Source organism: Listeria floridensis FSL S10-1187, from assembly GCF_000525875.1.
GTDB classification, from domain to species: domain Bacteria; phylum Bacillota; class Bacilli; order Lactobacillales; family Listeriaceae; genus Listeria; species Listeria floridensis.
This window is the reverse complement of record NZ_AODF01000001.1, coordinates 180973-203761: the sequence shown is the minus strand read 5'-3', so window position 1 is coordinate 203761 and position 22789 is coordinate 180973. Positions and strand designations below refer to the sequence as shown.

Below are 22789 nucleotides of genomic sequence, written 5' to 3'. Positions count from 1 at the left end.
TTATTTAAAAGAAAGTGTGGAGAAAAAAGTGAAGCAGTTAATCGTACGTCTGCTGCAATTTTCGATTGGATCAATCGGAGCAGCCTTGCTGAATTTAATCTTAATTCCAGTAACAACCTACTTCCTAAGCCCGGAAGAATACGGAAAAACAAGCATGTTTCTGCTTGCACAGACGCTTTTGATTTATGTGATCTATCTAGGATTTGACCAAGCGTTTACACGAGAGTTTTACGAATACAAGAACAATAAAAAAACTGCTTGTAAATGCGCTTCTTGTCCCAATGCTTATGACAATACCGCTCATCAGTTTGATGTGTTACTTTGCGGACAATGTCTCTTACTGGCTGTTTGCCGATTCCAAATATATCGGAGCCGTTTATCTGCTTGCTGTTTCAACGATATTCCTAATCTTTGAACGTTTTATCCTGCTTTTCATCAGAATGGAAAATAAAGCCCTATCCTTTTCGCTTTACAATATTCTGATCAAATTCATGATTCTGGTGGTCACCATCGTATTTTTGCTGATCTTCAAACCCGTTTTCATTACAGTAGTTTATAGTACAATCCTAGGCCAGATGATCGGGGATCTTATTTTACTGCTCACTCACTTAAGATTATTCAAAAAACAAGCTTTTGTTCTCGATAGAGGCTTGGTGAAGCGGCTTGCGCGGTTTGGCTTACCCGTTGTTGTTGCCACTTTCATTTATAGTTTGTTTGTTGTCATTGATAAAGTATTTTTACGTTATTATGCAGACTTCACACAACTGGGATTATACACAGCCGCATTTAAAATTGCGAGTGCCTTATTAATCTTGCAAATTAGTTTCTCTAACTTCTGGGTACCGACAGCCTATGAATGGTATCAAAAGAAAAAGCCGGTACGCTATTATGAACTGGTCAGTCATATCATGATGTTGCTCATTTCAATCCTATTCATTTTCTTGCTACTTGCCAAAGGTTTGATCATTTACATCCTTTCGCCAGAATATGAAGAAGCAAAATATATCTTTCCGTTTCTCTGTTTCTATCCGCTGATGATGACGATGAGCGAGACGACCAATTTAGGCATTGTTTTTTTAAGAAAAAGCTATCTCAATATCATCGTATCGTGCTTCGCACTTTTAGTATCGCTTATTCTCAATTTTTGGCTAGTTCCGCTTTACGGCTCAATCGGAGCAGCAATCGCAACAGGAACAGCCTACATTGCATTTTTCATTGCCCGAACCGTCATTTCAATGCGGATTTGGGAAGGATTTTCAGTAAGAAAACACATGCTGGTTACAGTTATTTTATATGTGCTGGCACTTTATAATACATTTGGACCAGACAACGGGTTTCAGTATGCGGCGGCACTTATCGCGCTAGCGGCAATTCTAGGCCTGTATCATAAGCTGCTTCTAGAGGCATGGCAGCGAATAAATGTTCAATCATTAAAAAAAGCAATAACCAATAAAGGAATTAAATAAGAGGTGTAACATGGAAAAAAAATCTATCACAAGAAGAACAATTAGAATTACTGGATCGTTACTTTGTTTCTACAGTAGAAGCATTGAATTTACTACAAATCTCAAAACAAAGTTTTTATTCACTCGTCAACCGCGAAAAAATCGCTCGAATCAAAAAGGGGAGCGCAGTTCTTTATTTTCGTGAAGGCATTCTAGAGCGGGCGCGGGAACAAGAAGATTTACGAAAAAAATACCGGCCGTTTGACTACTAAAAAGCCAAGGAGAAGCCTGTGAATAAATTTGACACTAAAAACATTCAACTGATGGGACTTTCTAGCAAAGTTACCGGTTGGATGTTTTTGTTTTGGTTAAGTAACGAACAAAGAATAAATATCCAGTTCGCAAAACAAATAAGCCTCGCATCAGCGAGGCTTATTTCATATCAATATGGGAGGATTACCATTCAGTTAGCGACATTTCCGTATCCTTATCGAAGAAGTGTCCTTTACTCATTTCAAAAGCAAGTTTAATCGTTTCGCCGCTTTCATGTTCCGAGCGCGAATCAACACGAGCGACGAAGCTTTGATTGCCAACTTGGCTGTGAAGCATAAATTCAGCTCCAGTCAGCTCAGCCACAACCGTCTTCGCTTCGAATGTGTATCCTGGATTGGCTTCAATGACAAGCGGCTCATCGTGGATATCTTCTGGGCGGATGCCAAATACGATTTCTTTTCCGTCGTAGCCTTTTTCCTTAAGCACCTTCAGTTTGCCTTCAGGAACCGCGATCGAGAAAGCCTCACTCACGAAGCTGCCGTTTTCCAGACGTCCTTCAAAGAAGTTCATCGCTGGGCTTCCGATAAATCCAGCCACAAACATATTCACAGGGCGGTCGTACACTTCTTTCGGACTGCCGACTTGCTGAATTACGCCGTCTTTCATAATGACAATTCGCGTCGCCATTGTCATCGCTTCCGTTTGGTCATGAGTAACGTAAATCATCGTCGTATCAAGCTGTTGATGCAGTTTTGTGATCTCAGCGCGCATTTGCACCCGCAGTTTCGCATCAAGGTTTGAGAGTGGCTCATCCATCAGGAATACTTTCGCATCACGTACAATGGCGCGTCCCAACGCTACCCGCTGACGCTGTCCGCCAGAAAGAGCGCTTGGCTTCCGTTTTAAATAATCCGTTAATCCAAGAATATTCGCCGCGTGTTCGACTCTTTTAGCAATTTCAGCCTTTGGCATTTTGCGGAGCTTCAAACCGAATGCCATGTTGTCAAACACGGTCATATGCGGATAAAGCGCGTAGTTTTGGAACACCATCGCGATATCTCGGTCTTTCGGAGCGACATTATTCATTACTTTGCCGTCGATTTTAAATTCGCCTTTTGATATTTCTTCAAGACCGGCAATCATCCGAAGCGTTGTCGATTTTCCGCATCCAGATGGACCGACAAAAACGATAAACTCTTTATCGGCAATTTCTAAATTGAAATCGTTCACAGCCGTTACTTTATTATCATAAATTTTATAAACATGTTCGAGAGATAGTTGTGCCATTATTTGCTCGCCTCTTTCATTTGATCTTGTCTTTATTGTAAATGAAAACGTTTTATTCAAACTAGAGACAACCTGCACAAATTTGTTAGGCTTTTTTGGACAGATTGTACAAATTGTCCAAATGAAGGGCGAAAGTATTATTTTCTAAAAAAGGTTTGACGTAAGAATGCGCTTTCGATTTTGCTTTTAAGAACTAAAGACCCATTTTTGTGAATGTGCACACTATCACTTTTAAAACTCCATTATATTGTGCTATATTATATAGGCAGATACAATATATAGAGAAACCGGGGGAATTGGTGATGTATATCAAACAAATGACAGACCAGCAAGTGGTGAAACGCGATGGCCGGAAAACCAGCTTTGATCTGATCAAAATCCGTAATGCGGTGGAGGCATCAATGAAAAGTATTGGTGTCGAGGATGATATCTTTTTGGAGAATAGTATCATTTCGATTGTGAATGCTTTACCAAACGAAGAAGAGCTGACGATTGATGCGATTCAGCAAACAGTCGAGAATGAACTGATGAAGTCAAGCTATCCAGATGTTGCAAGAAGCTACATAGAATACCGTCATGATCGCGATGCGAAACGAGCAAACTTGACAGACATGACAAAAAGCGTCCAAAAACTGTTGGAAAAAGACGAAGCAGTTGTGAACGAAAATGCCAATAAGGATGCGACTGTTTTCAATACACAGCGCGATTTAACGGCAGGAGCAGTTGCTAAAAGTTATGCGCTGAAATATATGCTGCCAAAGCATGTGGCCAATGCACATTTAAAGGGAGACATTCACTTTCATGATCTTGATTACAGCCCGTATCATGCGATGACAAACTGCTGCTTGATTGACATTCGCGGGATGCTGAAAAATGGCTTTACGATTGGGAATGCCAATGTAGAAAGTCCAAAATCGATTCAAACAGCGACCGCTCAAATTGCGCAAATCATTGCCAATGTGGCGAGCTCGCAATATGGCGGCTGTTCCGTTGACCGGATTGATGAAATTTTATCGGATTACGCGAAGCTCAACTATACGAAGCATGAAAAAGAAGCGAGCGACTGGGTCGTTCCGGATAAACAGCAAGAATATGTAGAAACACGGACGCAAAAGGATATTTACGATGCCATGCAAAGCTTGGAGTACGAAATTAATACCCTTTATACGAGCAATGGACAAACCCCGTTCGTCACACTCGGATTCGGACTTGGCGAGGACTGGTTTGCGCGTGAAATTCAAAAAGCGATTCTAAATGTGCGACTTGGCGGTGTCGGCAAAGATAAACATACTGCGATCTTCCCGAAACTGGTTTTCTCATTAAAACGCGGTACGAACCTTGCAGAAACAGATCCGAATTATGATATTAAACAGCTCGCATTAAAATGCTCCGCGAAACGTATGTATCCCGATGTACTAAGTTATGATACACTTACGAAACTGACAGGCGACTTTAAAGTCCCAATGGGCTGCCGCTCGTTCCTCCCGGCTTGGAAAAATGAAGCAGGCGAAAATGTGAATGCCGGTCGAAACAACCTTGGTGTTGTAACGCTGAATGTACCGCGGATTGCGCTTCAAAGCGGTGGGGACCAATCGAAGTTTTGGGAAATTTTTCATGAACGAATGAAAACGGTCAAAGATGCCCTTTTGTTCCGCTTAGAGCGGGTTCGGGATGCGCGTCCTGAAAATGCACCAATTCTTTATAAATACGGGGCATTCGGCAAGCGACTGCAAGATGGGGATCATGTCGATCAGCTTTTTAACAAGGAACGTTCGACGATTTCGATTGGCTACATCGGCTTGTATGAAGCAGCAACAGTATTTTACGGCGGCGAATGGGAAACAAATGCGGAGGCGAAAGAATTCACGCTCGACATTGTTAAGGCGCTTAAGGAATATGCCGATGAATGGAAAGCAGAATATGGATACTGGTTCAGTGTTTACTCGACACCGAGTGAGAGTTTGACGGATCGTTTTAATCGTTTGGATAAGGATAAATTCGGGGTAGTAAAAGACATTACGGATAAGGAATATTATCAGAACTCGTTCCATTATGATGTGCGTAAAAAAATCACGCCGTTTGAGAAAATCGATTTCGAAAAGGATTATCCAGAATTCTGCTCGGGCGGATTTATCCACTACTGTGAATATCCGAAACTTGTGCATAATACGAAAGCACTTGAAGCCGTTTGGGACTATGCGTATGACAGAGTGGCCTACTTAGGGACGAATACGCCGATCGATAAATGTTATGAATGCGGCTTTGAAGGGGAGTTTGCGCCGACTGCGGAAGGATTTAAGTGCCCGCACTGCGGAAATACTGATCCAGAAAAGGCTGATGTGGTGAAACGAACTTGTGGCTATCTCGGCAATCCAATGAAACGCCCGATGGTGCACGGTCGCCATGTAGAAATTTCGAAACGCGTGAAACACATGGAGCTTGGCGATGAATAACCCAGCTCCGAAAGAATGGCAATCAAGCCGCCTAAGTCGCGGTTACATTGCCGATTATAAAGCATTTAATTTTGTGGACGGAGAAGGAGTCAGATGCAGTCTTTATGTATCGGGATGTCCGTTTCACTGCGAAGGCTGTTACAATAAAGCGGCACAATCGTTCAGCTACGGGAAGCCGTTCACGGATGAACTACTTGATCAAATTGTAACGGACATCGGGCATGAAAGTGTGCAGGGACTGACACTACTTGGCGGGGAACCGTTTTTGAATACAGAAACGTGCCTTGCGGTTGTGCGAAAACTGCGCGCCGTTTATGGTGATTCAAAGGATATTTGGTCATGGACAGGCTATACCTTTGAAGAGATGCTGCTTGAAACAGAAGATAAGCTTGAGCTTCTTTCGGAAGTGGATGTGCTTGTAGATGGACGTTTCGAGGAATCGCTGTTTGACCCGAACTTAGCGTTTCGCGGTTCAAGCAACCAGCGGATTATAGACGTTAAGAAATCACTTGCAGCAGAAAAAGTGGTTTTGTACTTGGAATAAAAGTGACCGGTTTTCATTCTCACTCGGAGAGGAAAGCCGGTTTTTTGTACTTTTAAATGGAAGAAAATCGTAAATACACAGGTTGAAAAAAGAGCGGCGATTGTGAAACTTCTTGTTGCCAAGCAAGACCTAAGCGAACTAGTTTCATTAGTTTAGATTGCCTTTATCCCTAAAAGTTTTCACAAATTAGTCACAGACAAATAAAAGGGGCTGTGCTATATTAAAATTGTGAGAAAATAATACATATGAATACAGTTACAGTTTCCGGGAGATTCGAGACGAAAAAACATGGAAGAATGTCAGGTGATGAAGTGAAGAAATTTTGGTTAATTGTGCTAGGAATCGTTGTGATAATCGGACTTGGAATCGGAGTGAAATATTATATGGATAAACAAGAGATGCTGAAAGTCGTGAAGAGCGAGGAAGCAAAGAAGGAATATGTGGATATTTTAAGAAATTTAGACAAAAACGCACTAACTGATAAAGGAGTGATAAAAACGTATAAAATTAATGACAATAGTATCAAGCATAATCCGATGGGAGGAATTAATGTTACTTTAGAAATTAATGGGAGCAACAATATGATTCTCGAAACGACTTTGAATAAATATGAAGAGAAAATAGAAGCGGGTGGCGTTAGTTATTCTTCAGATTTAAATCAACTATTGAAAGGAGGCGATTAAAATGATTAGCCTTAGCGATAAGGAACATGTCGAACTGGCCAACAGAGAGTATGATAATTTGAAAATTAATTCAACAGTTTCTGTGTCGAAAGGTAAAAAGAAGATTGGAGAAGTATCCCAGATAAACAACAACCTAAAAACCGGCGAACAATCTTATGTCATCACAAAAGACTATGTCCCAGCGAATGCTCCGCTTTCCGAACGTGAAAAAGTCAAAGAAGTCACGGTGCTGTACCGCGGCTCAACTGGGGTCGATCAGTTACTTGCTTTCGATTCGATGAAAAGTCTGGATGTTTTTCAAGATTGGATCTTGAATGACGCGCCCGCTGCCGCTCAAGTTGCTGGGCAAAAAGGCACAATTGCTCCGCCGCAATTTAAAAGTGCCGCAAGCTCACTCAAAGAGACTCTAAAAACCTATCCCAACGCCAAAGTCTACATTTACGGGCATTCCCTCGGCAGCATGAACGGTCAATATGCCATCGCCGATCTCTCGAAACAGCAGTTGAATCGAATTGAAAGCGCTTACTTGTACCAAGGGCCGAACATTTATACCACCTTAACTCCTGAACAGAAAAAAGTCGCGGATGCGTTCACGGCGACGAATAAAGGCTTTCTTTATGTGGATCAGCGTGATATTATTGCGCTCGCTTACGGTGAGGGCGCGCTAGGCGTTGGCAATGTGCTTTACGTCGACGGGAGCCCAACCGGTGGCATTACCGCCCAGCACATGTGGCAAGGGTATGAGTTTGATAAAGACGGAAACCTCATGCTTACGGGGGAGGGATATGCCAAGCTTTCACTTATTGTCACCGAAACCGGTCTTGCCAATTTGAAACGCTTAAAAAAAGAAATTTGAAAAAAAGTGGCGGCGGGCTTTCCTCGGCGGAAGAAGTCTATCTCGATGCCGCGAACGCGCTCGTCTTTACGCAAGGTATGAAACTAAACGCCCAGAAGCATATTTCCGAACTAAAAGAAATGTATCAAAAAGAAATCGAAAAAGCCGATGATCTCTGGCAAGATACCCTGAAAGATGCCCGTTTCATCGGAGAAATCCTTTCTGACAACGAAATCATCCAAGCGCTGGCGGACGGCGGCGCAACCGAAGCTGAAATTCGCTTGAAACCTAAAGCAGAGTATGAAAAAACGGTGGCAGAATTAAAAGCGATTGAGCAAGAATTTGACGAAACGATTCAAACGACCCAAAAAGCCATCCAGGAAATGATCGAGAAAGACCAAGAATTAGCCAAACAAATCAGTGAGGGATAAATTCATGAAGAAAATGACTTTACAACGAATAGAAGATCTAAAAGATGAACAAACGAAACAAAATCGAGCATTTGAAGAAGAACTCGAAGATATGCAGTATTTAGGCAGGCAGTTTTCTAAAAAACTGGAAGCAACCGCTGAACGTTTGAGGTACAGTGTGGCAGATTATGATTCAAATACGATTCCTCCGCTTTCGCAAGGGTTTAATTGGATTACAGAGACGCACGATGAAGGCGCTTTTTATGTTCGGGATCAGATGGGTGATGTGATGGAAAAGCAAGATGAGGCAAAACGACAATATCGGAAAGATTTGGAACGCTATGAAGATGAACTCTTGAACTCTAAGGAAAATAGAGAGGAGTAATGAAATGAGTAACCTATTAGCAGATTTACTTGAGGATGCAGAAAAGAAACTCGACAAAATGCTGATTAGCACTTATACAGCAAGTCACGCAAGGACAACTTCGGAAAATCGAAAATTGATTTGTAAAGAACGAAAAAAAAGAAGCGATTCAGACGTTTAAGCAGTCCAATGAAAAATATTTGGAAAAATTTTCAGAGGTGGTTAAAGGAAAATGGAGCAAATCAGCCAAGAAAGCTGTTGAAAAAGCGGAGAATAACTTTAAAAAACTTTGAATGGAAAGAGCTATGGAAGGGAAGGTCTAGTCTAGCTCTTCTATTTTTTTTGTCTGAAAATCAGTTTGGCCAAGGGAAACGGGGTGTGTAAAATATTACTTCGAAGCGATCTTAAATTAAAAAAGAATGATTTTTCTGTTTTATTAAGTGAATGTTTCGTACCTATGTAATTATTTACATAATTGACACATTGTTATATGTTTGTTACGTTAAGAATAAGCCGCTTTATAAGGAAATCGCGGTGAATAAATACATAGAAAAAGGGAGAAAAGCCATGAAGAAAAGATTAAAAAAGGGATTTCTTAGCTTAATGGCAGCGAGTCTTGTATTTTCACTCCTTCCAGCTTACGACGGAAGCGCCGCAAGAGAAAATACGCCAAATGATAGCGCTGCAACAGAAAAAACAGCAACGACGAAAGAGCAAAAACCTACGGAAGTTGTCTCTGAACGGACTGAAAATGAAGTGGTTTTTGATAATCATGATGGCACTTTTACGAAGCAGATTTATTCGGAACCCGTTCATGTGGATGTTGACGGGGAGCTAGAACCGGTTGATCCAAATTTGGAACAAGATCAACCTAAACAAATTGTTCAACCGAAACAAACAGAATTGCAAATAGAATTTTTAGAAAAAATGGAAAAAGGGCAATATCAGAAATTAACGCAAGAAGGAGCGGAAGTTTCGTTTGCCTTAAAGGGAGCCAAGCAAGGTGAAACGGAAATTGATGTGACGGATCAAGCGGCTGAATATGAGGAGAATCAAATTCTCTACAAAGATATTTTTGCGGCAACGGATTTGCGTCACTTTACGTTTAACCGTTCTGTGAAAGAAGATATTGTTCTGCATGAAAAAAATGAAATAGATACGTATGTGTATCAAATTGAAACGAAATTAACGCCAATGCAAGCTGAAAACGGCGATATTGTTTTTAAAGATAAGGCGGGCGAGGTCATTTACACGCTGCCTAAGCCTTATATGACGGATTCAAATGTGGACGAAGGCACGGGTGACGCCAAGCGTTCTGATGATGTCCACTTTGAACTGAAAACGCTCACGAAGACGGTTTATCAACTTGAACTGAAGGTGGATACGGACTGGCTGAATGACGCGGAACGGGTGTATCCGGTCTATGTCGACCCATCCATTCGGATAGACGACATTTACAACACGAATATAAACTCGGCTTATCCGAATCAAACGAATATCGGCAGTTCGCTCTGGGATTCGGGGCAGAATGCTTATACGCTCAAGCTTGGAAAGTGGGACGAGAGCACGGGAAATAACGCGGCATTCCTGCGAATGGATACGTCAACGCTCCAAAAAGCGACTATCTCGAGCGCGAAGCTTAAAATGTATAACATCTGGCATATGTCGCCAACGCTGAAAAATGATATTTGGGTTTACGAGGTTGCGGGAAGCTGGTCGCCGTGGCAGGTTACGTGGAACAATCAGCCGGGTGTAAATCGGATTGGGACGGTTAATGTCGGACGGGCACAGTGGGCAACGGTTGATGTGGCCAATACCGTGCAGGCTTGGGCAAGCGGAGCGCGCCCAAACTATGGATTCCGACTTGGAACGAATATTGATCAGACTTATTGGAAAAAGCTCGTAGCTGCAGAAAATAATACGAGTTATCCGTATCTTGAAGTAACGTATTCGTATAATGCGCCGACGAAACCGACCGTGAGTGCACACTCGAACGGCGAAGGGACAGGCACGGGTTATTTAGATGTGTCATGGCCGGCGGTAGCAGGTGCAACAGAATATGAAGTGATTTTGAACAACGGAAATGATGATTACTTCTTTTCTGCGGGGAAGAACACGAGTTGGACTTCAAAAGGCAAGAAAATTTTCCCGACGCAAGCCGAGCTCGATGCTGGCGAATTTGAGTACCATGAAGATGCTAAAGGTCAAGAGTTGATGCTCGATCCGCGTCAGTTGTATGAAAATACGTATCAGGCGCTAGGATTTTCTTGGTTCCGCAATCAAACACGTTATACTGTCCGTATCCGCGCCATTTATCCTGGTGGGGAAAGTCCATATTCGGACATTGTGAATGCGTATTTGCCGCTTGAGAAGCCGAAAGCACCTCAGGCAAAAGCTTACGCGAATCTGTCGCATAAGGAAACGGGTTATGTGGAGTTGAACTGGGATGCGAGTCCGATTGCCGACGGCTACAAGGTGCTTGTCTTCAATGGGAAATCGTATGAAAGTTATGATGTTGGGAATGTGACGAAATGGACGACGCAACATAAAGGGATTTGGCCGACAAAGGCAGAAATCGCAGAGGGCAAGTTTGCGCTGCACTCGGATGGGAACGGGGCGGAACTTGCGCGCGATCCTTCACCGGTGTACACGAATTCTGGCGGGAATTATAAGGATCGGACAAATTACTGGTTCCGTGTGATCGCGTATCAAAAGGCGAATAATCACGCGGCAAGTAGTCAATCAGAGCCGGCAACGCCAACGATTCCAGAAAACTTGAACAAACAGCTCGGAATGGTCGATTACTGGACAAGTATCGATGTACGCGGCGGTGAAGTGAATGCCACGAACGGGAATTTCTTGTTCCATGAAACAGACTTTAATTTAGAAGGCCGCGGTCCAAGTATCAATATTGACCGGACGTTTAATAGTCAGGACGACGGAACGGGACTATTTGGAAAAGGTTGGTCGAGTACACTTGAAGAGAGACTGATTGAAGAAGCAAATGGGGATTTGCTATGGGTGGAATCTGACAAGAAGGTACATCGCTTTAAGAAAAAAGCGGATAAGTACGAAGCGCCGCCAGGAATTTACTCGGAGATTACAAAGTCAGCGGACGGCTATTTGAAAGTGGAAGAGGATAAATCAGAAACTCGGTATTTAACAGATGGTCGGTTGGCTTCTGAAAAGGATACAAGCGGCAATCAGCTGACGTACGGCTATTCGGGCGGCAAGCTTGTGACGATTAAGGACGCTTCGGGGCGGACGGTGACGATCACGTACACGGGCGATCTGGTGACGAAACTGGTTGGACCGGAAGGACGGACGATCACGTATACGTATAATGATCTCGGTGAGCTGACGGCTTCTTCGACGGCACGCGGCAAGCTTTATCGTTATGGCTACACGGATGGGCTTCTTACAGCGATTTATGATCCAAAGCACACGGAAGAAAAGCCTTATGAGACGAAGTTTGTGTATCAGGATGAAAAATTAGTTGAGATTACGGACCCGGTTGGGAAGAAGACGACGCTTAGTTATGATCAAGATGCGCAAACGGCAACGCTTACGAATGAGAAGAAGAAAAAGACGGTTTATGAGTATAATGATGCCGGCAATCCGAAAAAGGAAATTGTCGATGCCGATGGGCTGAAACTGACGACAAGTTATACGTATGAATCGAATAATTTGATTAAAGAAGTGAATCCAAAAGGGCAGTCAGAAACGTATAAGTATGATGCGGATGGAAACGTTACGGAAGTGACAGATGCATACGGAACGGAAAGTTTCACGTATAACGACAACAATGATGTGACTTCTGCTACGGATACGGAAGGGCGCAAAACAACGATTGCGTACGATGGTGCAGATGCGGTTTCGGAAACGCTGAAGACAGAATCGAATCGTTCTTCTGTGACGCAATATGATGCTTATGGCAATGCCATTCGTGGTAGTGGAGAGCTAGCTGCGGCGGAGAATCTCGTTCAAAATAGTGGGTTTGAAAAAGGAACGGCGCTTACTGGATGGGCAATGACGCGGGTGAATGCGACTGGCGGAATTGGTTTTGATAGCACGCAGCAAATGAACGGAGCGCTTGGCGGCAGCGGGTCGATTAAGGTGACTAGTCAAGCATCTGGCGCGGACCGAGGCTACATTGCAGCGATTCAGCGCGTGGATGTGGAGCCGGAAACAACGTATACGTTTAGCGCGTGGACGAAAGCCGAGGGCATGACGAAGTCGGATGGGATTTTGATTGCCCGTTTGCAAGATGCAAACGGAAAGGATATTACGGATGGCAATGCGTGGCAGGCTAACCGCCCCACTTCGCTGAAATATAACAGCGGTTGGGTTCGCAAGCAGCTCACGTTTAAGACGACGAAAGAGACACGCAAATTGTATTTGTATTTGGACAATGAGCAAGCCGCAGGAGGTAACGGAAAAGGTGCGGTTTGGTACGATAATGTCCAATTAGAAAAGGGTAGTGTAGCATCAAGCTATAATCCGGCTGAGAATAATAGTTTTGAAGATCATTCGATTCAAACAGCGGCAAGCTGGGTTCGGACGGGAAATAGTGCAGCGGCAGCGTTAAGTATTGTTGATGGAGAATCATTCAGCGGCGACAGTGCGGTTCAAATGGAGCGCAAGAGTGCGGCGGATTCTCCGGCATATTTGGGGCAGTTTGTTGCGTTAAATCAGAAGCAGGCGAAACCGGTTACGATTACCGGGATGTCAAAATCGGAAAATGCGAAGGCGAATGGGTCAAGTACTGGGCTTGTCAATGACTATTCGATTTGGGGCGATGTGCTTTATCAAGATGGCACGAAGGAATATGTGCAGGCACCGCTTCCGCTTGGTACAAATGATTGGAATCGTAGCGCCGTAGTGGTGAAGCCGACAAAGCCGATCAAAGAGATTAAACTGAATGTGATGTTCCGCGGGGCGCTTACGGGGAAAGTCTGGTTTGATGATATTCGGATCATGGAAGGCGAAGTGCTGACTCGCGATGAGTATGATGCGGATGGGAATTATGTTACGGCAAGTTACGATGAGGAAGGTAGAAAGATCAGTTTTACGTATGACAAGTACGGGAATAAACTCTCGGAAACGGACGAAAAAGGGAACACTAAATCGTTGACGTATGACGCGGATAATGCCTTGACCAAAACGACACTCGCAAATGGGACTTCGGTTTCTTACCAGTACGATGACAATGGAAATACGACAGCGAAGCTTGTGACGGCAGGTGGAGTGACACAAGAGAACAAGTTTGTCTACGATGTGGATAATAAAAACACGGAATTTGTAGATGCTCTTGGTCGTAAAATTGTTTATGAATATGATGCGGCTGGAAATGAAACCAAAGCGATTATGCCAAATGGCCGCGTGACGGAAAGCACGTATGATTCGGCCGACCGTGTCAGCGGTGTGAAATGGAACGATGAAAGCGCGTTTAAGTTCCAATATGATCCAAACGGGAATCAAACGAAGGTCACGGATGAGATCAACGGAATTGTGACGGACAAGGTGTATGATGATGCGAATCGGATTACGAAGGTGAGTGAACGGGGTGGCTCGGTCAGTTACAGCTACAAAGATTCGCCAAGTGCAAACAATAAAGGAAAGACGGACAAGGTTGCGGATGTTTCCATTAGTCATAATGGTTTTAGTGCAAAAACGGCTTATACCTACAATGATCTCGATCAAAATACGCGAGTGAATGACGGCAGTAAGAATGCGTATTTTGAGTTTGATGAGTTTGGGAATGTTGGGGTGTATACGGCTGGAAATGAGACGGCTGCGAATTATGTCTATGACAGCACGCAGAAGGTGACGAATGTTTCGATCGGGAATAAAGATGGGGAAGCCATTCTCGACGAAAGCTATACGTATGATGCGGCGAGCAACCGGACGAGTATTGAGAACAAGAAAACCGGGAAGACATTTTATGAATATGATGCGGTGAACCAGCTGACGAAGGAAACGTTGCCGAATGGAACGGTGAAGTCGTATACGTACGACGGATTTGGAAACCGGACGCACGTTTCAATCAGTGGAAGCGAGACAAAAACGATCGCGGCATCGTATAATAAAGGTAATCAGTTGGTTTCTTGGAACGGCGCGGCACTCACGTATGATGTGAATGGAAATCGGACGAGTGATGGGAAGTTCAGTTATACGTGGGATACGGGTGACCGGTTAGTTGCGGTGACGAAGAAAGGCGCGAGTTCGCCGTTTGCGACGTATGCATATGATGATGATAACCGCCGAATCTCGAAGACGGTTGATGGGGTTGTCACGAATTATCATTATGATGGCGATAGTATTGATGTCTTGTATGAGACAGATGCGTCTGGAAAAGTAACACGGCAGTATGTGTATTCGGATGACAATGTTCGTCTTGCGATGAAGATGAATGGAAAGACGCTTTATTATCACTACAATGCGCATGGTGACGTGATCGCGCTGACGAATGAAGCGGGTAAGGTCGTTGCGGAATATGCGTATGATGCTTGGGGGAATGTGCTTTCGGATACGGCAACGACCGCGGAAGCGAAGGTGAATCCGTATGGGTATGCAGGATATACGTATGATAAGGAGCTTGGTCAGTATTACTTGATGGCGAGGTATTATGAGCCAGAGCAAGGTGTGTTTACGGCATATGACCCAGATCCAGGGAATGAGGATGATCCTCAGACGATGAATGGGTATAATTATACGAATAATAATCCGGTGATGTATACTGATCCAGATGGCTTTATAATATATGGAATTCTTGCAGGTGCAGCAGGTGGGGCTGCATGGGGGTTTATAGAATACGCTGTTACACACAAAGGCAAGTTTTCGTGGAAAAAGGCTGGGAAAATGGCTTTAAACGGTGCTGTCTGGGGGGGCATTTCTGGTGGTACAGGAAGAGCGTTAAAATATGCTCGTAAAGCAATTTCAAAGACTAAAATCTATAAAAAGATAACAAATAAATTTACAAGCAAAAAACATCCCAAGAAGAAAAAGCAATCTTCGAAAAAGCCACCAAAGAAAAAAAACTAAATCAAAAAAACAACCAAAAGAAAAAAAACTAAATAAAAGGTATTTAAAACGTAAATAAAGGAGGATTTTTATTTGATAGCCATACTTCTATTCTATTCATTAATGAGCATACTATGTGTCTATTTGTGCGGGGTGGTTCTTGATCTTCCTATAAAAAAAACAAATAAGTATTTATTATTTTTTGTTGTTATAGGAATGGGTGTCCATAGTTTTTTTGCAGCTATAAATTTTGCTAAAGAGATATTTTAATGAGTTATTTTTTTATAAAAATGATGTGTATTTAAACAGATTCTTATCAGTAGAAAAGAGCTCTTTTTTATAGGAAGCTCTTTTCTACTAGCTAAGAATAGAATAGTGAATCAAACAGCCTTTGAAATGATGCAAACTGGATTATGAAAGTCAGCGAATGAGTAAGATTTATTAGCTATTTACAAGTGGACTCGCCAAATGTAAAAATGGCATATACATACGTTGACGGGGTTGTCACGAATTATCATTATGATGGCGATAGTATCGATGTCTTGTATGAGACAGATGCGGCTGGAAAAGTGACACGACAGTATGTGTATTCGGATGATAATGTTCGTCTTGCGATGAAGATGAATGAGAAGACGCTTTACTACCACTATAATGCGCATGGTGACGTCGTGGCGCTGACGAATGAAGCGGGTAAGCTGGTGGTGGAGTATACGTATGATGCGTGGGGCAATGTGCTTTCGGATACGGCAACGACCGCGGAAGCGAAGGCGAATCCTTATGGATATGCAGGCTATACGTATGATAAGGAGCTTGGCCAGTACGCGTTATTATGAGCCAGAGCAGGGAGTGTTTACGGCATATGACCCAGATCCAGGGGATGAAGATGATCCTCAGACGATGAATGGGTATAACTATGCGAATAATAATCCAGTGATGTATGTGGATCCGGATGGACATGTAGCTTGGTGGGCAGCGGCAGCTATCGGTGGAGCTGCTTACGAAACGGGAAAATATATTTTATTTAGCAAAGGAAAAATAAGTACAAAAGGAGTGGTACGAGCAGCTGCAAAGGGAGCTGTTATGGGTGTGTTCAAAACAGGAGTAGGTCGAGTATTTGGTTTTGGTGGTGCTAATGCTTATAAATTAGGGAAAAAGATTTTTTCAAAGAAAAAGTATGGGAAACTAACATTTTCTAAAAGAGTAAAGAAAAATGTAAAAACAATGAAGTTTACTGTATCCAGTAATTATAAATCTTTGAAGAGAAATCCTAAAAAGCATTTAAAAAGAACTTTAGATTGGAAAGCTGGAAAAAGTTATAGAAAGATAATTAAAAGGCAAGTATCTAAAATTAAGAAGAGATTTAGGAAATGACTTGAAGGAGATACTAAATTATGAGATTTTGGATGACCATATTAATGTTTATATTTTCATTCATTACAATACTAATTGCAGGGGCAACCGTGCTAATTGCGGATAAGAAGAAAATAGAGAAAAAAAGTCCCTTCTTTCTTTATATGGATGAACTATGCAATGTTAATTGTGAGTGTATTGATTTTTTATCCCGCAGCCACATATTGGTACGGAAAAGTTAGCTTGTTTTTAATTATTAGTATTAGCATACCCATTTTCTTCAGCCTTGTATTGCTTTATTTTCTGAGAAGATTTCGTAGAAGTGAGAATTTTTTTTTTGGTATGTGATGATGACTTGTTGGACGGTAATTATGCTAGTTTTAGAGATATGTTTCATGTTTTTAAGTATACGATAAACAATAGCAAGTAAAAGAAATTTGTGGATAGGTACTAGTCTTTTTAATAATAGATTTCTTTTATATTCTCTTGAACAAGAATGCTCCGAGCAAGATGCATAAAGAAGGGATAAAATAATTCAATGAACGGAAATCAATTTGCTAGGTCAGGAATAAGAATCTCAAACCAAAAAGAAGTGGATCCGTTTTTAAAAGAAGAATTTGTAAAATATGGAGAATGGTTGAGAAGCTATTATAATTTTCCGCAAAGGGTAAGAGTTTATGTGAAAGCAGATGAATATATTACTGCGCTAAATGGGAATCTGGTTTCAGGTACTTTTTTTGCGCCTTTTGAAAAAAGGGAGGAACCCTATATAAAAGTCGCAACAGGAGATTTTATCAAAGGGAAACAAAAATATGGAGTTTTTCAAATGCTGTTTAATACACTTAATACGCTTTCCCATGAAATACAACATTATTATCAGTGGCTGGATGATGAAGAGTTAGATGAAGAGGAAGCGGAATACGGTGCAGAAGAGCTTACACAAGAATACCTTTCTTTTTACAAGGAGAATTTTTTGAAAGAAAGGTTTTCAAACTGTACAAAAAAAAACAAGATGAGAGCGATTGAACTAATGATAGAAAAGTAGACAGAAGAAAAGGCTGGGGTAGTAATGAAAACTCTAGTCTTTTCTATTAAATTTTTAAAGACCTTGTTTCGCACAGGGGAAACCAGTTTTATTTAATAAATAGAAGGTTTTAACGCTTTTAAATAATCAGAGAAAATCGAGCTTGTAGAGCATCAATTTTAATTGCTAGGGGAAGAAGAGTTTAGCATAAGTACTTGAAAGAAGGTGAACAATATGATTTTGAAAAAAGAAGTAAACTTGATCGAAAACGAAAACTTGATTAGAAAATTGAATTGGGCAAGCGCTGGTTTGACGGTTGCTTTTTTTTGTCGCGTTTCTGCTGATGACTATGTTTCTACCTTCAAAAGGGTCTTGGAATTTAAGCATCCCCATTTTGTTGCCCGTTTTATTTGTGCTTCTGTTTTTAATTTTTATCATCCATGAAGGGATTCACGGCATTTTTTTCAAGGTATTTGGGGGAACAAATTCTAAAGTAAGATTCGGCTTCAAGAACGGCATGCTTTACGCGACAAGTCCCAACTCCCGTTTTTCCAAAAAACAGTTTCTTTGCATTTCTTTAGCACCTTTTGTCGTCATCACAATTGTTTTAACGGTGCTTCTAGTCCTAGGGATTTTACCGCGCATGGTGTTTGTGTTTTTAGCGGCGATACATGGAGGCGGTTGTGTCGGCGATTTTTACTGGACGTACCTTCTCTCCGAAGAACCTGAAAATATTGAAGTGGAGGATACAGAAAGTGGATTTAATATTTACATAAAAGCAGAGTGAAAACATTTTTTTAGATAAAAACATGAAATTTTTTCGGCATTTTAAATACAAAATTTCGGTTTGAAATTAGGGGGAAACGACAAGGTGAATCCATCACGTGTTTTTACAGAAGTAAAGAAAGTTGTCGATATCGAAGCTGACTTTCCTGAGATGCTTTTTTGGGAGCCACAACAATATCGCTTTTTCTTTGAAGAAACGGCTGCTCTCTATATTGATACCACAGATTTCTACGAGATGCTGCATGAGATCTGTGCGGAAACAGGCGATCGTGAGATATATGTTATACATCGAATTGAAAAAAAGAAGTTTTTTTAAAAAGAGAATCATTCATTTGGAAGGCATCACAAAATTAAATTTCTTTGCAAGCCAAACGGAATTTGTTCAACAAGCAGAAAGAAATAAGGAGCAGGAACGAAGTCAATTCTTTTGGGAATACTATTATTATTTTCCTTCAAAGAAATGCTTTATTTTTTCCGATGATGCATATGAAATGGCCATCTTAGCACTTGACCAATCGTTAGAGATCGAGACAAAGTGGTATCTGACAGAAAAAGTTTTTCAAGTGCGGTCGACTACGCTTTATAACAACTTTAGTGAAAAATTTGAACAACAAATTCAAAACAACTATCGAAATGATCTTTTATGACACGCAATAAATTTTTGTGACTAAATTTTATAAAATAGAGATAAGTAAAAAAAATAATCTAGTCAGGATGGTTTCATTCTGCTAAACTAAATAAACCGAAAGGGAGTATTCGGATGTTCGATCAAGATTATATTCATTTGGTTTTTCGCCGTGCTATCACAAGCGACGGTTATTATCGTGTCTATTTGGGAAAAGATACGCTCACTTTTATTAAGCTCGGAGGGCAGTTTCACCACAGAAATGCGCTTTTTCAATCTGGGCTCATGATTCCAATTTTTTATTTGCCGTACAAATTTGCACAGGCGCGTCAGGAAAAACGAACGGAATACGTGGAAAAGCTCTTTCAAGAAAAAGGGGTTCAAGGGCTTGCGGCAGATAAGGATTGTTTCCAGGTGAAGAAAAGGGAGCTCGCTGAACTGGAAATGACGGAGAAACCGGATTTTAAAAAGGTGCTGTCTAATTATGACTATCACGTGAATTTTACGCTAAAAGACAATAAAAAATTGAAAATGGCGGTGGCTTTTGGGGAGTCACACCGCTTTATCAGGCGAAAACTTCAGGAATTTAATTACTTGCATAAATAGGGGGAGTAAAAATGTCAGATACACAAGAATTTCTCACGATTCAAAATGAACAATACGTCACGCTCGTTGAATTCGACTGGGAAGAAGCGGAACATGCGGTCGACACAGTTCGGAAAATGGTTGCCAATGATGTCGCAACTATTATCTTAGGCCACAGTAAAAAAATGGAGGCCTATCTTAATGAAATGAATATTCCGTTTGAACGCTATCGCGGTGAGCTTTTCATTGAACGCCCAACGCTTTATCATGCCGAGCTTTTGATTACGGAGTACTGCGAATATCATGGGGATAAATACATGGTGCTGTTTCTGTTTAAGGAATGCGAGTTTAAGCTCGATCAAGTGGTTTTCAGAAAGAAACCGGAATGGAATATCGGCTATTATTTGCAAGAAGATGCGATTGCACTGACGCTCGTCAAAAATCAATCGGATTTGTTTATTTCTGCGCGTAGTGAAAGAGAAGCGGATGCTTTTGTAGAAGTGATGGATAAACGCCTTGACGGAGAAAGGGTTTCTGTGATCGACCGGATTGGCGCTGCGCCTGAACGGATGGAAGTTTCGGATGCGTATTTGGCGGATCATAGTTTGCCTTTGAGTGATCATTTTGTAAGCGTATCCGGCCGCGCCCTCGCAACGCCGCCGTTTCTTAAACGCTCGGATGAAGGTGAGAAAATCGATCGGATATTTGAGGAACCGCTTGTCATGGTCGTCGTTTCAAGTGATCACGAAGATGAGTTCGATGATCTTGAAATCGAATACCGCACAGATTCGAAAATGGTCATTTCGGCGCCGATCGAGCAAGAACTGCGCACCGAACTTTTCGAAAAACTCCACAAAGCAAGTCTGATCGACCCGGTTTATCTGTTTTATGTCGAGGAGCCGGAGCTTGAGTTTGTGAAGCAACAAGGCACGACGTTCTTCAGCAAAATTTTTACACCGGCCGCAAAAGTTGATTTTCGGTTGAAATCAGGGGCCAAATGTATTGTTTTGTCGCTTGATGGGGAAATGGCAATTTTATACGAAAACTAACAGCGAAGGCGGAGAGAAAATGAAAAAGTATGTCATCAAGCGTTTTTTTAGCACCCTTATCATTTTTGTGTTCATTTATTTTCTAAGTTTGTTGATTCAAGGAGAAAAACTTTCAAAAATGGATTTTTCCGATTCTTCAGCGACACTTATTGCCGTAACGATTGGTGCCATTTTCGGAATATTGACTTTGGGCAGGAAACTGCAGCGTGACTATCAAGAGGAGCGTGAGCGGCGTGATGAAAATTTTTATAGGCGCCGTGGGAAAATGACTTATTCGATTGTGATGGCACTGATTCTTGCTGTCCCGACGGCGATTATTATTGCTGGATTTTCCGGGGTTGAATATATCAGTTTACGTATGCTTGCGGCCATTATTCTCGTTGTTTTACTCATTTGTTTCATATTCAGTGATATTTTAGACTTTAAATAAGTTTTCTGGGGGAAGGTTGAGTGGGAAGAGCAGAAATTAAACAAATTACGGCAGAAACCGCGTCAGCCCTTCGCATGCCGAATGAAAAATTTAAACTATTTGGCAAGCTGATCGTAACGAAAACGGCATCCGAGTGGCACCATCAAGAAGAACTGTTTGATGAAATAACAGAAATGGTTTTTCCAGATGAAGAATATTTGTTTGACGTCATAGAAAAACAGGGTTTTGCGGTTGGGGCATTTTTAAATGAAAAGCCAGTTGGACTTGCGGTGTTTGAGTACCGCTGGAATAAGTATGCGTATCTTAGTGATTTAAAAGTTAGTCGAGCATCTCGTAAACAAGGTATTGCTCGCGAGATGCTCGACTTAGCTCGTCAAATCGCCCATAAAAACGGCTATTCTGGACTTTCGACAATTGCTCAAGATAATAATCTCGCGGCGAACCGTTTTTATTTAAAGTATGGCTTCAAAATTGGTGGTTTGAACACGCAGGATTATCAGTTTACAAGTCAAAAAGGTAAGGCGGATATCTATTATTACTTGGAGATGGATAGATAGATCAAACTTCTTACTTTTTTAGCCAAGAAGATATTGAGGAAATATATTTTACAGGTTATATAAATGAAGTGGAAGGAAGTTTTCGTGTAAAAGTAGACGAAGAGTTGAAAAATAGCGAATCCTTATCTTGAACTGATTATTACAGCGAAAGGTTAAGCAAAAAGAGAGTCTAGAGTTTATGATTAATAGGACAGAAAATAAGAAGAAGAGGGTGAGATGATCTCTCTTCTTTTCTTACATGATTTGCCAAGAGAGATAGTTTATTCGCTAATTTATCAAAAATAGGTACATGCATAAAGATTCACAAAAATGTCACAGACAAAACAAGTATTTTTATGGTATTGTGTACGTGTAGAAAAATAAAACAAACAGGAGATGAGCAAATGGCAGGTCAAATCAGAATGAGTCCGGAAGAACTTCGTTCACGTGCGAAAACCTATGGTCAAAGTAGTCGGGAAATTGAACAGTTGCTACAACGGTTAACGCAATTACAAGAACAGCTAAGAAGTGAATGGGAAGGACAAGCTTTCCAGCGCTTTGATGATCAATTTAATCAGTTAAAACCCAAAGTAACCGAGTTTGCGCATTTGATGGATCAAATTGAAGCGCAATTGACGAAAACGGCCACTGCGGTGGAAGAACAAGATCAACAACTCTCTCAAAACTTTGGCTTTTAAAGTGAATGTCGAACACGCCCCTTATGAGTTTCTCGTAAGCGGCGTTTTTTCTTAAAAAATGGAGAGGAGAGAGCCATCCATGTACACAGTAGCCAGTGATAGCGGGCGAGCCTCCGAAAAAGCCACCGCACTTCAACAAGCGGTTTCGATCCTTCAGAGGCAAAGAACACCAGTTACCACAGATGAAGCAACGACGGTTGGAGGAAATATACAGGCACACGCAGCCATTCAAGCAGAAGGTGAGGCAGTTTCGCGGATTGCAAGTGCTTTAACGACGGCAAGTACAAACTTACAAAGTGTGGCAGAGGCTTTTGCGGCGAAAGATGCGGAAATGGGGGCCAATCTTTCATTGATTGGAGGGGTAGCACCATGAAGACATGGACCGAGTG

20 protein-coding genes and 2 pseudogenes are annotated in these 22789 nt (G+C 41.7%); 21 read left to right on the top strand and 1 reads right to left on the bottom strand.

Annotation, left to right across the window (positions count from 1 at the left end):
• Positions 1-16: 16 nt before the first annotated feature.
• A pseudogene (locus tag MFLO_RS17325) lies at positions 17-1466 on the top strand (lipopolysaccharide biosynthesis protein).
• Between the two features lie 83 nt (positions 1467-1549).
• Positions 1550-1717, top strand: a complete 168-nt coding sequence (locus tag MFLO_RS01040) for a DNA-binding protein (RefSeq protein ID WP_241433488.1) — start codon at positions 1550-1552, stop codon at positions 1715-1717.
• Between the two features lie 184 nt (positions 1718-1901).
• Here the strand turns inward: MFLO_RS01040 and MFLO_RS01035 are convergent, their stop codons facing one another.
• Positions 1902-3005, bottom strand: a complete 1104-nt coding sequence (locus MFLO_RS01035; RefSeq protein WP_036095705.1) for an ABC transporter ATP-binding protein — start codon at positions 3003-3005, stop codon at positions 1902-1904.
• A 302-nt stretch (positions 3006-3307) separates the two neighbouring features.
• Here MFLO_RS01035 and nrdD point away from each other — a divergent pair, with 302 nt between their 5' ends.
• The 19 genes and pseudogenes from nrdD to MFLO_RS00935 all read left to right on the top strand — a co-directional run bounded on the left by nrdD (position 3308) and on the right by MFLO_RS00935 (position 22773).
• Positions 3308-5458, top strand: coding sequence for an anaerobic ribonucleoside-triphosphate reductase (gene nrdD, locus MFLO_RS01030; RefSeq protein WP_036095703.1), 2151 nt, complete (start codon positions 3308-3310; stop codon positions 5456-5458).
• Positions 5451-6002 (top strand): anaerobic ribonucleoside-triphosphate reductase activating protein, encoded by a 552-nt coding sequence (gene nrdG / locus MFLO_RS01025; RefSeq protein WP_036095701.1) that lies wholly within the window; start codon positions 5451-5453, stop codon positions 6000-6002. The genes nrdD and nrdG overlap by 8 nt, the downstream gene beginning before the upstream one ends.
• Positions 6003-6313: 311 nt before the next feature.
• Positions 6314-6685 carry a DUF1310 family protein gene (locus MFLO_RS01020; RefSeq protein ID WP_036095995.1) on the top strand — a complete coding sequence of 124 codons (372 nt, stop codon included), beginning with the start codon at positions 6314-6316 and terminating at the stop codon, positions 6683-6685.
• 1 nt (position 6686) lies between these two features.
• The gene (locus tag MFLO_RS01015; RefSeq protein WP_051993380.1) at positions 6687-7541 is read left to right on the top strand and encodes an Mbeg1-like protein; all 855 of its coding nucleotides are present in this window, start codon (positions 6687-6689) and stop codon (positions 7539-7541) included.
• A complete protein-coding gene (locus tag MFLO_RS14420; RefSeq protein WP_051993378.1) occupies positions 7538-7951 on the top strand; it encodes a hypothetical protein in 414 nt (137 codons plus the stop codon). The genes MFLO_RS01015 and MFLO_RS14420 overlap by 4 nt, the downstream gene beginning before the upstream one ends.
• A 4-nt stretch (positions 7952-7955) precedes the next feature.
• Complete coding sequence (locus MFLO_RS01010) at positions 7956-8315, top strand: hypothetical protein (protein ID WP_036095699.1); 360 nt, start codon at positions 7956-7958, stop codon at positions 8313-8315.
• Positions 8316-8319: 4 nt separating this feature from the next.
• Positions 8320-8475 carry a hypothetical protein gene (locus tag MFLO_RS15515; protein ID WP_156065807.1) on the top strand — a complete coding sequence of 52 codons (156 nt, stop codon included), beginning with the start codon at positions 8320-8322 and terminating at the stop codon, positions 8473-8475.
• 386 nt (positions 8476-8861) lie between these two features.
• Positions 8862-15338, top strand: a complete 6477-nt coding sequence (locus MFLO_RS01000; RefSeq protein WP_051993377.1) for a DNRLRE domain-containing protein — start codon at positions 8862-8864, stop codon at positions 15336-15338.
• A gap of 416 nt (positions 15339-15754) precedes the next feature.
• A pseudogene (locus MFLO_RS16145) lies at positions 15755-16688 on the top strand (RHS repeat domain-containing protein); the annotation flags it as partial.
• A 517-nt stretch (positions 16689-17205) separates the two neighbouring features.
• Positions 17206-17712 (top strand): hypothetical protein, encoded by a 507-nt coding sequence (locus MFLO_RS14415; RefSeq protein WP_193786552.1) that lies wholly within the window; start codon positions 17206-17208, stop codon positions 17710-17712.
• Positions 17713-18007: 295 nt separating this feature from the next.
• Positions 18008-18478: a DUF3267 domain-containing protein gene (locus MFLO_RS00975; protein ID WP_206538295.1), complete on the top strand. Its 471-nt coding sequence runs from the start codon at positions 18008-18010 to the stop codon at positions 18476-18478.
• Between the two features lie 84 nt (positions 18479-18562).
• A complete protein-coding gene (locus tag MFLO_RS00970) occupies positions 18563-18793 on the top strand; it encodes a hypothetical protein (protein ID WP_036095695.1) in 231 nt (76 codons plus the stop codon).
• 16 nt (positions 18794-18809) lie between these two features.
• Positions 18810-19124 carry a hypothetical protein gene (locus MFLO_RS00965; RefSeq protein ID WP_036095694.1) on the top strand — a complete coding sequence of 105 codons (315 nt, stop codon included), beginning with the start codon at positions 18810-18812 and terminating at the stop codon, positions 19122-19124.
• A 113-nt stretch (positions 19125-19237) separates the two neighbouring features.
• Positions 19238-19708: a hypothetical protein gene (locus MFLO_RS00960; protein WP_036095693.1), complete on the top strand. Its 471-nt coding sequence runs from the start codon at positions 19238-19240 to the stop codon at positions 19706-19708.
• Positions 19709-19719: 11 nt separating this feature from the next.
• On the top strand, positions 19720-20736 hold the full coding sequence (locus tag MFLO_RS00955) for a hypothetical protein (protein ID WP_036095692.1): 1017 nt from the start codon (positions 19720-19722) through the stop codon (positions 20734-20736).
• 19 nt (positions 20737-20755) lie between these two features.
• A complete protein-coding gene (locus tag MFLO_RS00950; RefSeq protein WP_149022933.1) occupies positions 20756-21166 on the top strand; it encodes a hypothetical protein in 411 nt (136 codons plus the stop codon).
• A 20-nt stretch (positions 21167-21186) separates the two neighbouring features.
• On the top strand, positions 21187-21723 hold the full coding sequence (locus tag MFLO_RS00945) for a GNAT family N-acetyltransferase (protein ID WP_036095689.1): 537 nt from the start codon (positions 21187-21189) through the stop codon (positions 21721-21723).
• A gap of 383 nt (positions 21724-22106) precedes the next feature.
• Positions 22107-22400, top strand: a complete 294-nt coding sequence (locus MFLO_RS00940) for a WXG100 family type VII secretion target (protein ID WP_036095687.1) — start codon at positions 22107-22109, stop codon at positions 22398-22400.
• 79 nt (positions 22401-22479) lie between these two features.
• Entirely contained in the window at positions 22480-22773 is a 294-nt protein-coding gene (locus MFLO_RS00935; protein ID WP_036095685.1) for a TIGR04197 family type VII secretion effector, read from the top strand.
• Positions 22774-22789: the final 16 nt, after the last annotated feature.

Excerpts from the sequence above, each read along its gene's own strand:
- MFLO_RS01035 (WP_036095705.1), bottom strand. The coding sequence starts at position 3,005 with ATGGCACAACTATCTCTCGAACATGTTTATAAAATTTATGATAATAAA.
- nrdD (WP_036095703.1), top strand. The coding sequence starts at position 3,308 with ATGTATATCAAACAAATGACAGACCAGCAAGTGGTGAAACGCGATGGC.
- nrdG (WP_036095701.1), top strand. The coding sequence starts at position 5,451 with ATGAATAACCCAGCTCCGAAAGAATGGCAATCAAGCCGCCTAAGTCGC.
- MFLO_RS01015 (WP_051993380.1), top strand. The coding sequence starts at position 6,687 with ATGATTAGCCTTAGCGATAAGGAACATGTCGAACTGGCCAACAGAGAG.
- MFLO_RS01010 (WP_036095699.1), top strand. The coding sequence starts at position 7,956 with ATGAAGAAAATGACTTTACAACGAATAGAAGATCTAAAAGATGAACAA.
- MFLO_RS15515 (WP_156065807.1), top strand. The coding sequence starts at position 8,320 with ATGAGTAACCTATTAGCAGATTTACTTGAGGATGCAGAAAAGAAACTC.
- MFLO_RS01000 (WP_051993377.1), top strand. The coding sequence starts at position 8,862 with ATGAAGAAAAGATTAAAAAAGGGATTTCTTAGCTTAATGGCAGCGAGT.
- MFLO_RS14415 (WP_193786552.1), top strand. The coding sequence starts at position 17,206 with ATGAACGGAAATCAATTTGCTAGGTCAGGAATAAGAATCTCAAACCAA.
- MFLO_RS00960 (WP_036095693.1), top strand. The coding sequence starts at position 19,238 with ATGTTCGATCAAGATTATATTCATTTGGTTTTTCGCCGTGCTATCACA.
- MFLO_RS00955 (WP_036095692.1), top strand. The coding sequence starts at position 19,720 with ATGTCAGATACACAAGAATTTCTCACGATTCAAAATGAACAATACGTC.
- MFLO_RS00950 (WP_149022933.1), top strand. The coding sequence starts at position 20,756 with ATGAAAAAGTATGTCATCAAGCGTTTTTTTAGCACCCTTATCATTTTT.
- MFLO_RS00940 (WP_036095687.1), top strand. The coding sequence starts at position 22,107 with ATGGCAGGTCAAATCAGAATGAGTCCGGAAGAACTTCGTTCACGTGCG.
- MFLO_RS00935 (WP_036095685.1), top strand. The coding sequence starts at position 22,480 with ATGTACACAGTAGCCAGTGATAGCGGGCGAGCCTCCGAAAAAGCCACC.